We start from the raw sequence: 13,126 nt of genomic DNA, 5'->3' as shown, positions 1-13,126 counted from the left end.
TCAGCGCAGTCTTCTACTGAGGAAAACCCCACCCCCGCGGGTCCGGTTCACCGCCCCCCAGCGGTGTAAAGCCAGACTAAGGACGCCACCGCCCCCGCCTCGTCCTCCGTCGGTACGAACCCTCCCCGACCCTTAGTACGGAGGTACCCCTAGGGGCAGTCCACCCTCCGGTGGAGCGGACCTCAGGGTCGCCCTCCACCTTCAGACGCACCGAGCCTCCACCCTGACGCGACGTCAGGGTCAAGCGCGCCCCGCCCGGACCGTCGGACCGTCACTCCACCGCGCGGCCGGTCAGCGAACTGAGGCTGCTGCGCACGGAGTCCATCTGGGCCTGCAACTCGTCCCACCGCTCCCCGTGCTCGCGCAGCACCCGTTCCGTGTCGCGGGCGATGCGCTCCTGACGGACCCGGGCCTCGGCGACCACCTCGGCCGCCCGCGCCCGGGCCTCCTCCTGGCGCCGCACGGCTGCCTCCCGCGCGTGGGCCAGCTCCCGCTCCGCCTCGCGCACCCCCTGCTCGGCCCGCGCCGTCAACTCCGCGTGACGGTCGTCCAGGGCCCTCGCCCGCTCCTCCTCGGCCCGCTCGGCGGCGGCCCACCGCCCGGCCAACTCCCCGCTCTGCTCGGCCGCCGTCCCGGTGGCACGCCTGCGCGTCTCGCGCAGCGCGGACAGCGCCTCCGCGCGCTCCGCCTTCACCTCGCGCCGCGCCGCGATCCGCGCCTCGTCGGCCTCCGCGCGCGCCGCGAGCAGCAACTGCCGCGCCCGTTCGTCGGCCTCGGCGCGTACGGCGTCGGCATGCGCCCGGGCGGCCTCCCGCACCCCGGCCGCGTGCGCCCGCGCGTTTTCCATCAGGCCCTCCGCGGCACCGCGCGCCCGCTCGCGCACCGCCTCGGCCTCCGCCTCGACCAGCCGGAACAGATCCCGCGCCTGCTCCCCCAGCACCTCGTAGTCCTGCGCGGTGAGCTGCTCGACCACCTCCTCCAGGTCCCCCAGGTCCTCCTCCATCTCCCGGGCCAGCACGGTGAGCCGGGCGGCCCGCTCCCAGGCCGCGTCCCGTTCCTCGCAGAGGGCGGCGGCGTACGCCTCCACCTGCTCGGGACGGTAACCGCGGCCGCGGCCGCGCACGGTCACGAAGCCGTGGGGAGACGCCGATGCACCGCTCATGCCCATCACCCCTGCATCACCCTGTGCTCACCTCGCGGTGAACCTGCCGCATCACATGGACCCGACCGACTTTATGGACCGGATGTAAGCCCACATAATCCGACACACCGCACACAAAAGGGCGGGGCCCGGCCGACCCACAGGTCGACCGGGCCCCGCCCGTCGGGCACCTCAGCGGCGCGAGCGCCTCACAGCAGCCCGTCCCACATCTGCTCGAGCAGCACCGACCACCAGCTCTCCGGCGACCCGAGCGCCGCCGGGTCCAGCGCGGCCAACTGCGCCTGGAAGTCCACGGTCCAGCGGCCCGCCTGCTCCTGGTTCAGACCGAACCTGAGCCGCCACATCCGGCCCAGCAGCGCCAGGGAACGCGCGAACTCCGGCAGCCCCGAGTTCACGAACTGCGGCGGCACGGGCGCACCGCCCGGACCCGCCTCCACCGGCACCGCCACGATGGCCGCCGTGCCGTACTGCACACAGAGCGCCCGGCCGAAGTCACTGCCCACGACGAGGTACGACCCCGCGTCCGAGGCCGGCTGCACCCCGCGCTCCGCCGCCAGCTCCGCCAGCGTCGGCACCGGGCGCCCCGGCTGGGCCTGCGCCCAGAAGAACGGCCCCATGTCCATCGGCAGCCCCGCGGCCACCAGCGTGTGCGCCACCACCGGCGGCACCCCCTGCCGGGACACCGCGGCCTGCTCGAACCGGAACACCCCCGGCCCGAAGGCCCCGGCCAGCTCCTGCCCGACGGCCTCCGGCGGGACCGGCGGCACCGGCTGCACCTGCGGCAGCGGAGCGCGCACCGGCGCCGGACGCGCCGGCCCGTCGGCCACCTGGTGCAGCTCGCCCTGGTGCGCCAGCAGCTGCCGCATGCCCTGCTGCCGGCTCGCGTGGTCCAGGCCGTACGGCGCGATCGACGTGATCCGCGCCTGCGGCCACTGCTCCCGGATCATCCGCGCGCAGTACGCGCCCGGCAGCTCGCACGACTCCAGCTCGGTGTGCAGTTCGAGGACCTGGTCCGGCGGCACGTTCATGGAGCGCAGCTCGTGGAACATCTGCCACTCCGGGTGCGGCGTACCCGGCGCGGAACGCCGGATCAGCTGCTGCTCGGAACCGTCCTGCGCGCGGTAGCGCAGCACGGCCTGGTAGCCGGGGCCGACGGTCGGCTGACCGGTGGGCTGCGGCGGATAGCCGTACGCCGGGGGCTGACCCGGCACGGGCTGCCCGGGCGGCGGCGGTACGGCACCGGGCGGGGCGGGTACGGCACCGGGCGGGGGCGGCGGCGCACCGACGCCGCCGGGACCGCCCACCGAGGGCGACGCCAGCATGGTCTCCGCGTGGTGCACGGCACCCCCCGCGCCCCCCGCGGAACCGGGCGGCGGCGGCACGGCACCCGGAGCGCCGGGAGCGGACGGGGGAGGCGGCGGCGCACCCGCACCGGCAGGAGCGCCGGGCGCCCCCGGAGCGGCGGGAGCACCAGGAGCCCCGGGGGGACCGGGCGGACCGGGCGGTTGCGGGGCGCCGCCGCCCGTCCGGCCCGGGTCGGCCAGCATCGTCGCGGCGTGGTGCACAGCGCCCGGCGGCGTCCCACCCGGCACGTTCGGCGCACTCGGCGGAGGCGGCGTACCCGGCGCACCCGGACCGGCCGGAGGCTGCGGGGCGTTGGGCGGGGGCGGAGTACCGGGGGCGTTGGGCGGGGGAGGCGTACCCGGAGCACCCGGACCGCCCGGGCCCTCGGGGCCGAGCGACGACACCAGCTGCGTCGGCACGTAACCACCCGCCGGCGTACCCGGTGCCGGAGTCCCCGACGGCGCGGGCGTGCTCCCCGGACGCGCGCCCGGCACACCCGGTGCGCTCGGCGGAGGCGGCGTCGACGCGCCACCGCCACGGCGCGGCGGGGGCCCCGCCTTGCTGGTCGCGGCGTCGGCGATGTCCCCTGCGGACGGCTGCCCAGCGGGCGGCGTCGGCGGCGCGGGCGGCGGCGTGTCCGCCCCGGCAGGCACGCCCGGAGCGTTCGGACCACCCGGCGCACCCGGCCCGCCCGGCGCGTTCGGGTCGCCGATCGCCGGCGAGAGCGCCGTCGGCGGAAGCCGGCTGCCGCCCGACATCAGCGCCGTCTTGGCGTCCGGCGTCGCGGAGGGCGGCGGCGTGTCGTCGTCGGCACCGCTCAACGGCGGCGCGAACACGGTCTGGGGCAGCGGCACGGAACGGTCCTCACCGGCGTCCGCGTTGGTGTCCGTCCCCGCCCAGGGCGTCGCCCCGGCAGGCGCACCCGGCGCACCCGGGCCACTCGGCACACCGGACGCACCCGCGCCCGCCCCCGGGTCACCCGCGCCCGCGGCCGGCCATCCCGCGCCGCTCCCGGACGAGGCGTCCGCCGACGCCACCGGAGCCGACGGCACCCCGGCCTGCGTCTCGGGCAGCCCGCCACCGGCACCGGACCCGGCACCGGCGACAACTCCGGCTCCCCCGGTGCCACCGCCCTCCGGCCCGTCCGGCCCCTCCTGATCCCCACGCCGGCGATCCGGAATGCCGATCCGGTCCGCCGCCTCCTGCAACCACTCCGGCGGACTCAGCAAGAAGGACGTCTGGTTCAGGTCCACCCGCGCCGCGGGCGCCGGAGCCGACACCTCCGCCTCGTCCGGACGGCCGTACTCCTCCTCGTACCGGCGGATCACCTCACCCACCGGCAGCGCGGGCCACAGCGTCGCCTCGCCACTGTCCCGGGCGATCACCAGCCGCTGCGCACCCCCGTCCGAACGGGGCCCGTCCGCACGGTCCTCCGCCCACACCACGAACCCGAGGTCGAACTCCCGCACCCGCACCTCACGGTGCTGGTACGCCGGCAGCTCGCCGTTGACCCACTCCTCCGCGCGCTCCTGCGCCTGCGCGAACGTCACCATCGTCAGCTCACTCCCCTACCGGCGCAGACGCGGGCACCGCACGCGCGAACCCGCCGTCCACCATCAGGTTCGCCACCGTCTCCAGCTCCGGCGGCGAGCCCGCCAGGCGCGACAGGAAGGCGTCGAAGTCCTCACCGCACGGCAGCAGCAGCCGCTCCACGCGGTCCGCCGGCGGCCACGACGGGTCCACGTCCCGCACGTCGTCGTAGGCGCAGAACCACACCGATCCGATCCGCTCGCCCTTCACCTTCACCGCGAGCAGACCGCCCTGGACGAACGCGACGCCCAGGTAGTCCTTCGTCAGATGGTCCCGCAGACACTTGTTGACATAGACCAGGTCGTTGACCGCCGCCTCCTCACGCACCGTGAAGAACGGCTGGTCCACCAGCAGCCCCAGCTCCGCGTCGAGCGCCGTACCCACCGGCGCACAGCCGCCCGCCGCCTTCAGGAACGACCGGTAGGCGCCCGGCAGCCGGTACCCGAGGTCCTCCTCGACCCCCTGCACCTGCTGCTCCGTGACGGCCACCCCCGACTTCGGCAGACCGAAGTGCACCGGACTCGTCTCCTGCAACGGCCGCGTGCCGCGCTTGCCCTGGTCCACCACCGCCGTCGAGATCCCGCCGTGGTGCCGCAGCAGCGCCTTCACCTCGACCGGAACCAGCTCCATGCGCCGCGAACCCACCGCGTGGTGCCACGTCCAGCCGTGCGGCGTCGCCACCGCCGGCACCGTGTCCCACAGCTCGTGCCCCGACGCCGACAGGGCCGCGTTCGCCGACACGTAGTCCGTCAGCCGCAGCTCGTCGACCCCGAACCCCTCCGGCGGATCCGCGATCTCCGCGACCGCACGCGCGTACGGCGAGAAAACGGGGTAACCACCCGCGTCCACCCGTACCCCTCTCGGGTGACGGGCCGCACGCACCGGATCCGGGAAATGCACGACCTGCCCGGCATAGGCCGCGTTCGGCGGCGCGGCTGCTTGCCCGAGCCGACCTGTCGTCATGGCGGTTGCCCCCTGCGGCGTCTGTCTGCTGCCAGATCCGTCTGATCTGCCTGCACTGTCTGATGGCACCGCGTCCGATCGCGGTGCCGACAGCCTATGCGGTACGGCCAGAGGGGTCACCGGCGCCGGACCCCGCACCCGGCAGCCGCCGCCCCGCTTCCGTGACCAGCCGTCACCCTCCCGTGACACACCGCCCATACCCGGGCGTGTCGCCACGCCCCAGCTTCCGCAGCAGCCACGGGATTTGGCACCCTGTGACCTTCGGGGGGATGCTCAGGAGGGGAAACGATCATGAGTGCGACACAGACCGGACCCGACACCGGGCGGTCCGACGACCCCCGTGGCGGCGACCCGCGCGGCGGCGACCCCCGCATCGGCTGGAGCAGCACCGACGCCGCCCAGGCCCCCACCCTCCGGCACCGCCGCGACGGCATACTCCCCACCGTCGCCGCCGCCCTCTCCGTACGCGGCACCACCCTCACCGGCACCGCGACACGCGCCGACGCACCGCCCGCCCTGCACCATCTCGTCCAGGACTTCCTCGACACCCTCACCAGCGGCCAACGAGACCGTTACACCGGGCGCTGCGCCGAGACCATCCTCATCTCACGGCACCTCGCCACCGCCGACGCCGCACGCAGCAAACGCGCCGCACGCAAACCCATGACCAACGGCGAGGCCCGCAAAGCACTCAAACACGCCAAACTCACCACCCGCCGCATCCGCGAGGACGGCGACCCCCTCCACGGCTCCTTCGCCGCCCCCTGCCGCGCCTGCACCGCCCTCACCGCCCACTTCGGCGTCCGCGTCGTCGACCCCACCACGGACAAGGGCTGACCGCACAGACCGAGCCGAACCAGCCGACCGAGACGAACCAAGGGCCGATGCAAGCCGACCGCACCTCCACCACCCGCTTCCCCGTCCCCGTCGACGCCGCACTCCGCGACGCCGGCTGGCAACCCGGACGCTGGGACATCAAACAGGCCGAGATCTGGGCCGACACCCTGCGCGAGCACACCTCACCCGCAGGACACCGCCACACCGTCTTCCCCGCCGCCGTCGAGGCCTGGGCCGAATTCGGCGGCCTCCACATCGCCCCCACCGGACCCGGCCGCCAGCTCGCCCCCGCGACCCTGCACCTCGACCCCCTGCACGGCCTCCACATGGCCCGCACCCTCGGCGACCTCGGCCGCGCCCTCGACACCCACGCCTGCCCCCTCGGCACCGAGACCGACAGCCAGGCCCTCGTCGCCATCGACACCGAAGGCCGCGTCTACGCCCTCGACCACACCGGCGACTGGTACCTCGGCCCCACCATCGACACCGCCCTCGCCACCCTCGTCGCCGGCACCCAGCCGGCCCGCCTCACCACCACCGGCTGACGCAGGACGCGACCCCAAGGCCTACGACGCCTGCGAGACGTACGAGACGTACCCCGCCGCCAAGACCTACGACGCCTACGACGCCGGAATCACCGCCGACACCCGGAAACCCCCGGCATCGGTCGGCCCCGACACGAACACACCCCCCAGAGCGGCCACCCGCTCCTTCATCCCCACCAGCCCGTTGCCCCCCGACGGCAACCGCGCCGCCTCACCCGACAGCTCCGGCGGCGGCTCGTTCTCCACCTGCATCGCGATCTCCGACACCCGGTGCGCCAGCCGCACATACGTCTTCGCGCCCGCCGCATGCTTGTGCACGTTCGTCAACGCCTCCTGCACCACCCGGAACGCCGTCGACTCCACCTCCGCCGCATACCCCCGCACCTCCCCCTCCACGGACAGGTCCACGGCCATCCCGGCCGCCTCCGACTGCCCGATCAGCTCGTCCAGCTCCGACAGACACGGCCCGTCCGACGACGCGTCCCCGCCCTCCGCCGCCCGCGACGCCGCGGCCGCAGCCGCCACCCCCACCGCCGCCAACGGCACCGACGCCCGCTCCGCACGCGCACCGTCCCCACCGCTGCGCAGCACCCCGAGCATCTCCCGCAGCTCCGTCAGCGCCTGCCGCCCCATGTCCCCCACCAGGGCCGCGTTCTTCACCGCCTTCTCCGGATCCTTCCGGGCCACCGCCTGCAACGCCGCCGCATGCACCACCATCAGACTCACCCGGTGCGCCACCACGTCGTGCATCTCCCGCGCGATCCGCGTCCGCTCCTCGCCACGCGCCCACTCCGCGCGCTCCTCCGCCCGCTCGGCGAGCAGCTGCAACTCACGCTCGAGGCTGTCCGCCCGCTCCCGCAGACTCTCCATCAGCCGGCGCCGCTGACCCACGTACAGGCCGAGCAGCAACGGCGGTGCGGTCATCCCCAGCGATGTCGCGATCGACGCGAACGGAAGGAACCAGTCCCCCAGCTCCAGACCGTCCCGCGCCATGTCCTGCCCCAGCCGCACGAACGTCACGACCAGCGTCCCCAGGAACGTCATCCCCGCCAGGGCCCCGATGATCCGCCGCGGCAGCTCCGACGCCGCCAGCGTGTACAGGCCGACGACGCCCATCAGGAAGCCCATCTCGGCCGGCGTGATGGCCAGCGCCACCAGCACCACCGCGATCGGCCACTTCCGCCGCACCACCAGCACCGAACCGGCCAGCAGCCCGAACAACACCCCCGTCGCCGCCGGAATCCCGGCGTCCCGCGCGAACGGAACCCCCTCCGCCGCGCACTCCAGCGCTGACACGACACCGAGGCTCACATCGAGCACCGCACCGCGCCGCCTGTCCCACCACCAAGGCCCACCCCGGGCCGGTACGTGGTCTTCCCCCGTCGTGGTCATGCCTCCAGCCTACGGGCGCGGGGCGCCCCTTTTCCGGTGACTTTCGACAAACGATACGACGCGATATCCCTCGAACTGGTGAACCCTGGACCGTTCACCTCCGGAGCCGAAGATTCCGGCCGGACGGTATGCCCATGGCACGTTCACAGAACAAGTACGCGGACTTCGAAGGGCTGCGGGAGCGGGCGGTGGCGCTGCGGCGGGCCGGCTACAGCCTTCGGCAGATCCGCGACGAATTGAAGGTCTTCAACAACGACATCCTCAACCGGCTTGTGGAAGGCGAGCCGCCGCCGGAGTGGACGAAGCGACCGCGCGCGAAGGGCGACCTGCGTGCGCAGGCCAGGGAGCTACGCCTCCAAGGCTGGACGTACGACCAGATCGAAGCGGAGCTGGGATGCTCGAAGGGTTCGATCTCCTTGTGGGTACGTGACCTGCCGAAACCGGAACGACGTGACCCAACGGAACAGGCCAGGCTGGCCGCACGCAAGCGCTGGGAGCATGAGCTGGCGGTGCGCGAGGAGCATCGACAGCAGACCAAGGAGGCCGCAGCAGCGGAAATCGGGGCGTTGTCCGATCGCGATCTGTTCGTGCTGGGCGTGGCCCTCTACTGGGCCGAGGGCACCAAGGACAAGCCACATGCGCGACGAGAACGAGTCACTTTCGTCAACAGCGACTCCGACATGATCCGCCTCTTCCTCTCATGGCTGGACCTGCTCAGCATCGAGCGTGAGCGCATCACCTACCGCGTAATGATTCACGAGACGGCCGACGTCGAGTCAGCGGAGGCCTACTGGGCAGACGTCGTCCAGGCGGACCGCAGCTCCTTCGGCAAGACGACGCTCAAGCGGCACAATCCGAAGACGGTACGCAAGAACACGGGCGACGACTACCGCGGTTGTCTCGTACTCACCGTGCGACAGAGTGCCGAGTTGTACCGCCGGATCGAAGGCTGGTGGACGGGGATCGTCGCTGACGCCATCACACGACTCCGGTAAGGTCTGACGCACGTTCCCCCGTGGTGTAACCGGCAGCACACTAGATTTTGGATCTAGCAGGACAAGGTTCGAATCCTTGCGGGGGAGCCACCGTGCGTGACCTCATCGCGGGCCCTGACATCACTGTCAGGGCCCGCACTCATGTCCCCCTCAAACCACCCCGGTATCCTGCGGATGTCCCCACCTCCTCAACAGCCGAAGGGCATCCCGTGAGCGCCATTCGCCCGGCAGCCGTCGTCGTTCTCGCAGCGGGTGAGGGCACCCGTATGAAGTCGGCCACTCCCAAGGTCCTGCACGAGCTGTGCGGCCGGTCCCTCGTCGGGCACGTGCTCGCCGCGGCCGGTGAGCTGGACCCCGAGAACCTGGTCGCCGTCGTCGGGCACGCCCGCGAGAAGGTCACCGCGCACCTCGCCGAGGTCGCCCCCGACGTACGCACCGCCGTCCAGGAGCAGCAGAACGGCACCGGGCACGCCGTGCGGATCGGTCTGGAGGTGCTGGGCGGTGCCGTGGACGGGACCGTGGTGGTGGTCTGCGGGGACACTCCCCTCCTCACCGGCGAGACGCTCAGGGCGCTCGCGGCCACGCACTCCGCCGACGGGAACGCCGTCACCGTGCTGACGGCCGAGGTGCCGGACGCGACGGGGTACGGGCGGATCGTGCGGGACGGGGCGTCGGGTGCGGTCACGGCGATCGTGGAGCACAAGGACGCCTCGGAGTCGCAGCGGGCGATCCGGGAGATCAATTCGGGTGTGTTCGCCTTCGACGGGCAGCTGCTCGCGGACGCGCTGGGCAAGGTGCGCACGGACAACAGCCAGGGTGAGGAGTACCTCACGGACGTGCTGGGGATCCTGCGCGAGGCGGGGCACCGGGTCGGTGCGTCGGTGGCCGGGGATCACCGGGAGATCGCGGGGATCAACAACCGGGTGCAGTTGGCGGAGGCGCGCCGGATCCTGAACGACCGGTTGCTGACCGGGGCGATGCTGGCCGGCGTGACGGTGGTGGACCCGGCGACGACGTGGGTGGACGTGACGGTGACGTTCGAGCAGGACGCGATCGTGCACCCGGGTACGCAGTTGCACGGGTCCACGCATCTCGGCGAGGGCTGCGAGGTCGGGCCGAATTCGCGGCTGACGGACACCCGGGTCGACGCGGGGGCGCGGGTGGACAACACGGTCGCCGTCAGCGCGCACGTGGGTCCGCAGGCGTCCGTGGGTCCGTACGCGTATCTGCGGCCGGGGACGCGGCTGGGTCTGAAGTCGAAGATCGGTACGTTCGTCGAGGCGAAGAACGCGTCGATCGGCGAGGGGACGAAGGTTCCGCACCTCTCCTACATGGGTGACGCGACGATCGGTGATTTCTCGAACATCGGTGCCGCGAGCGTGTTCGTGAACTATGACGGGCAGGACAAGCACCACACGACGATCGGCTCGCACTGCCGTACGGGTTCGGACAACATGTTTGTGGCTCCTGTCACGGTCGGAGACGGTGCCTACACCGCCGCCGGCTCGGTGATCACGAAGGACGTGCCCCCCGGTTCGCTGGCCGTGGCCCGTGGCCAGCAGCGGAATATCGAGGGTTGGGTGGCCCGGAAGCGTCCGGGGAGCGCGGCGGCGAAGGCGGCCGAGGCGGTGTCCCGCGAGGCGGGCGGCGAAGACTGACCGGAAACCGGCGCGTCGAACACGGCGTACCGTGATAAGTGCACATCCGCACCCCACCAGCTGAGACGCCCCCGCGGCCAGTCGGGAGAGCGCCCATGAGCTCAGCTGCGAACCTCTGAGGAGAAAGTGCTGTGACCGGGATCAAGACGACCGGCGAGAAGAAGATGATGCTCTTCTCCGGCCGCGCACACCCCGAGCTTGCCGAGGAGGTTGCCCATCAGCTGGGTGTCGGGGTCGTCCCGACGAAGGCCTTCGACTTCGCCAACGGTGAGATCTATGTGCGTTATCAGGAGTCGGCGCGCGGTGCGGACTGCTTCCTGATCCAGAGCCACACGGCTCCGATCAACAAGTGGATCATGGAGCAGCTGATCATGATCGACGCGCTGAAGCGCGCGTCGGCCCGCTCCATCACCGTCATCGTGCCGTTCTACGGTTACGCGCGGCAGGACAAGAAGCACCGTGGGCGTGAACCGATCTCGGCGCGTCTGGTCGCGGACCTGATGAAGACGGCGGGTGCGGACCGGATTCTGACGGTGGACCTGCACACGGACCAGATCCAGGGTTTCTTCGACGGCCCGGTGGACCACCTGTTCGCGCTGCCGCTGCTCGCGGACTACGTGGGTGCGAAGGTGGACCGTTCGAAGCTGACGGTGGTGTCGCCGGACGCGGGCCGGGTGCGGGTGGCGGACCGCTGGTGCGACCGTCTGGGCGCGCCGCTGGCGATCGTGCACAAGCGGCGTGACAAGGACGTGGCGAACCAGGTCACGGTGCACGAGGTCGTGGGTGACGTGAAGGGGCGTATCTGCGTCCTGGTGGACGACATGATCGACACGGGCGGCACGATCTGTGCGGCGGCGGACGCGCTGTTCGCGCACGGTGCGGAGGACGTCATCGTGACGGCGACGCACGGTGTGCTGTCGGGTCCGGCGGCGGACCGGCTGAAGAACTCGAAGGTGAGCGAGTTCGTGTTCACGGACACGCTGCCGACGCCGAACGAGCTGGAGCTGGACAAGATCACGGTGCTGTCGATCGCGCCGACGATCGCGCGTGCGGTGCGTGAGGTGTTCGAGGACGGTTCGGTGACGAGCCTGTTCGACGAGCAGTGAGCGTTGTGCAGTAACCGTTCTGCAGGTGCCGTTCCCCGTCCGGGTCCCGCCTGTTGATCGTTTTGGGTACGGCCTTCCTCTCCGAGTAGACTGCTGAAGTTGCTCGGCGAGGGAGGCCGTACTCGTGTTCGCGGGTGTGGCTCTCCGTTATCGACGCGCTCTTCGTAGCAGGCCGTTCGTGGCCGGGTGACCACGTCCGTTCCTGTTTTCCACGAGGAGTGACCATGCCTGAGGTCAAGATCGCAGTCGAGACGCGTACCGAGTTCGGCAAGGGTGCCGCGCGCCGTATCCGCCGTGACAACAAGGTTCCCGGTGTGGTGTACGAGCACGGTCTCGAGCCGCTGCACGTGACGCTGCCGGGTCACGACCTGCTGATGGCGCTGCGTACGCCGAACGTTCTGATCAACCTGCTCATCGACGGCAAGGGCACCCAGCTGGTGATCCCGAAGTCGGTGCAGCGCGACCCGATCAAGGGTTTCCTCGAGCACGTGGACCTGCTGATGGTCAAGAGCGGCGAGACCGTGACCGTCGACATCCCGGTGCAGGCCGAGGGCGAGCTGGCCCCGGGCGGCTTCCTGCTGGAGTACGTCCTGGACGCGCTGCCGGTCGAGGCCGAGGCCACGCACATCCCGCAGCAGGTCACCGTGTCGGTGGCGGGCCTGGAGGCGCCGGCCTCGGTCCTCGCCAAGGACATCGAGCTGCCGTCCGGCGTGAAGCTGGCCGTCGAGCCGGAGACCGTGGTGCTCCAGGTTCTGTCGGCGCAGGCCGAGGAGGCCCCGGCCGAGGGTGACGACGAGGCCGCGGAGGCCTGATCCTTCCTCTCGGTCATCGTGTGGTCGGCCGCTGTTCCCGTGCGGGGCAGCGGCCGACGCGTATGTGTGGACGGGTACGGACGGGTACGAGGGATACGAAGGAGACAAGGACGTGACGACGGACGCGGGCGCTCCCTGGCTGGTGGCCGGCCTCGGCAATCCGGGCGGCGAGTACGCCGCGAACCGGCACAACGTCGGTTTCATGGTGGCGGACCTGCTGGCGGAGCGGATGGGGGCGCGTTTCAAGCGGCACGGCAAGGCGCAGGCGCAGGTGGTGGAGGGGCGGATCGGTCCGCCCGGGCCCGCGAACCGGCGGGTGATCCTGGCGAAGCCCATGTCGTTCATGAACGTGTCGGGCGGCCCGGTGACGGTGCTGCGGGACTTCTACAAGGTTCCGGTCGGCAACATCGTCGCGGTGCACGACGAGCTGGACATCGACTACGGCGTGCTGCGGCTGAAGCTGGGCGGCGGGGACAACGGGCACAACGGGCTGAAGTCGATCACGAAGTCGCTGGGTGCGGACTACCACCGGGTGCGGTTCGGGATCGGGCGGCCGCCGGGGCGGATGCCGGTGGCGGACTTCGTGCTGCGGGACTTCTCGTCGGCGGAGCGCAAGGAGCTGGACTACTTCGTCGACCGGGCGGCGGACGCGGTGGAGGCTCTGGTGATCGAGGGGCTCGAGCGGGCGCAGAGCGCGTACAACTCCTGACTTGTCCGTCGTT

Annotated in this window: 11 protein-coding genes and 1 tRNA gene; 8 read left to right on the top strand and 4 right to left on the bottom strand. The window is 71.9% G+C overall.

The genetic code is table 11. The features are described from left to right. Positions 1 to 271 precede the first annotated feature (271 nt). From OHA99_RS22225 to OHA99_RS22215, 3 genes are all read right to left on the bottom strand, one after another. Positions 272 to 1,162 carry a cellulose-binding protein gene (locus OHA99_RS22225; protein WP_405697421.1) on the bottom strand — a complete coding sequence of 297 codons (891 nt, stop codon included), beginning with the start codon at positions 1,160 to 1,162 and terminating at the stop codon, positions 272 to 274. Positions 1,163 to 1,350: 188 nt separating this feature from the next. After that, entirely contained in the window at positions 1,351 to 4,059 is a 2,709-nt protein-coding gene (locus OHA99_RS22220; protein ID WP_405697419.1) for an SUKH-4 family immunity protein, read from the bottom strand. A 7-nt stretch (positions 4,060 to 4,066) separates the two neighbouring features. Then, on the bottom strand, positions 4,067 to 5,059 hold the full coding sequence (locus OHA99_RS22215) for an SMI1/KNR4 family protein (RefSeq protein WP_405697416.1): 993 nt from the start codon (positions 5,057 to 5,059) through the stop codon (positions 4,067 to 4,069). Between the two features lie 291 nt (positions 5,060 to 5,350). Between OHA99_RS22215 and OHA99_RS22210 the strand changes: the two genes are divergently transcribed. Both OHA99_RS22210 and OHA99_RS22205 read left to right on the top strand, forming a co-directional pair. After that, positions 5,351 to 5,896, top strand: coding sequence for a YwqJ-related putative deaminase (locus OHA99_RS22210; RefSeq protein ID WP_153179475.1), 546 nt, complete (start codon positions 5,351 to 5,353; stop codon positions 5,894 to 5,896). Positions 5,897 to 5,943: 47 nt separating this feature from the next. After that, a complete protein-coding gene (locus OHA99_RS22205) occupies positions 5,944 to 6,441 on the top strand; it encodes an SUKH-3 domain-containing protein (RefSeq protein ID WP_153179474.1) in 498 nt (165 codons plus the stop codon). A gap of 75 nt (positions 6,442 to 6,516) precedes the next feature. Here the strand turns inward: OHA99_RS22205 and OHA99_RS22200 are convergent, their stop codons facing one another. Next, a complete protein-coding gene (locus tag OHA99_RS22200; RefSeq protein WP_153179473.1) occupies positions 6,517 to 7,833 on the bottom strand; it encodes a sensor histidine kinase in 1,317 nt (438 codons plus the stop codon). 134 nt (positions 7,834 to 7,967) lie between these two features. On the opposite strand from OHA99_RS22200, the gene OHA99_RS22195 reads away from it, so the two are divergent. From OHA99_RS22195 to pth, 6 genes are all read left to right on the top strand, one after another. Beyond that, positions 7,968 to 8,828, top strand: coding sequence for a hypothetical protein (locus tag OHA99_RS22195; protein WP_165685763.1), 861 nt, complete (start codon positions 7,968 to 7,970; stop codon positions 8,826 to 8,828). Between the two features lie 14 nt (positions 8,829 to 8,842). Beyond that, positions 8,843 to 8,918, top strand: a tRNA-Gln gene (locus tag OHA99_RS22190). A gap of 119 nt (positions 8,919 to 9,037) precedes the next feature. Further along, the gene (gene glmU / locus OHA99_RS22185) at positions 9,038 to 10,486 is read left to right on the top strand and encodes a bifunctional UDP-N-acetylglucosamine diphosphorylase/glucosamine-1-phosphate N-acetyltransferase GlmU (protein ID WP_108990171.1); all 1,449 of its coding nucleotides are present in this window, start codon (positions 9,038 to 9,040) and stop codon (positions 10,484 to 10,486) included. 131 nt (positions 10,487 to 10,617) lie between these two features. Beyond that, positions 10,618 to 11,592 (top strand): ribose-phosphate diphosphokinase, encoded by a 975-nt coding sequence (locus tag OHA99_RS22180; protein ID WP_007450650.1) that lies wholly within the window; start codon positions 10,618 to 10,620, stop codon positions 11,590 to 11,592. A gap of 224 nt (positions 11,593 to 11,816) precedes the next feature. Beyond that, positions 11,817 to 12,404, top strand: a complete 588-nt coding sequence (locus tag OHA99_RS22175) for a 50S ribosomal protein L25/general stress protein Ctc (protein WP_007450652.1) — start codon at positions 11,817 to 11,819, stop codon at positions 12,402 to 12,404. A gap of 112 nt (positions 12,405 to 12,516) precedes the next feature. Next, complete coding sequence (pth, locus tag OHA99_RS22170) at positions 12,517 to 13,113, top strand: aminoacyl-tRNA hydrolase (RefSeq protein ID WP_007450653.1); 597 nt, start codon at positions 12,517 to 12,519, stop codon at positions 13,111 to 13,113. Positions 13,114 to 13,126 lie beyond the last annotated feature (13 nt).

Origin of the sequence: Streptomyces coelicoflavus (assembly GCF_045041415.1) — a bacterium.
In the GTDB taxonomy this organism is placed as follows: Bacteria; Actinomycetota; Actinomycetes; order Streptomycetales; family Streptomycetaceae; genus Streptomyces; species Streptomyces coelicoflavus.
Note: the sequence above shows the minus strand (reverse complement) of the source record. Positions and strands in the feature narration are given on the sequence as shown.

Excerpts from the sequence above, each read along its gene's own strand:
- OHA99_RS22225 (WP_405697421.1), bottom strand. The coding sequence starts at position 1,162 with ATGAGCGGTGCATCGGCGTCTCCCCACGGCTTCGTGACCGTGCGCGGC.
- OHA99_RS22220 (WP_405697419.1), bottom strand. The coding sequence starts at position 4,059 with ATGGTGACGTTCGCGCAGGCGCAGGAGCGCGCGGAGGAGTGGGTCAAC.
- OHA99_RS22215 (WP_405697416.1), bottom strand. The coding sequence starts at position 5,059 with ATGACGACAGGTCGGCTCGGGCAAGCAGCCGCGCCGCCGAACGCGGCC.
- OHA99_RS22210 (WP_153179475.1), top strand. The coding sequence starts at position 5,351 with ATGAGTGCGACACAGACCGGACCCGACACCGGGCGGTCCGACGACCCC.
- OHA99_RS22205 (WP_153179474.1), top strand. The coding sequence starts at position 5,944 with ATGCAAGCCGACCGCACCTCCACCACCCGCTTCCCCGTCCCCGTCGAC.
- OHA99_RS22200 (WP_153179473.1), bottom strand. The coding sequence starts at position 7,833 with ATGACCACGACGGGGGAAGACCACGTACCGGCCCGGGGTGGGCCTTGG.
- OHA99_RS22195 (WP_165685763.1), top strand. The coding sequence starts at position 7,968 with ATGGCACGTTCACAGAACAAGTACGCGGACTTCGAAGGGCTGCGGGAG.
- OHA99_RS22175 (WP_007450652.1), top strand. The coding sequence starts at position 11,817 with ATGCCTGAGGTCAAGATCGCAGTCGAGACGCGTACCGAGTTCGGCAAG.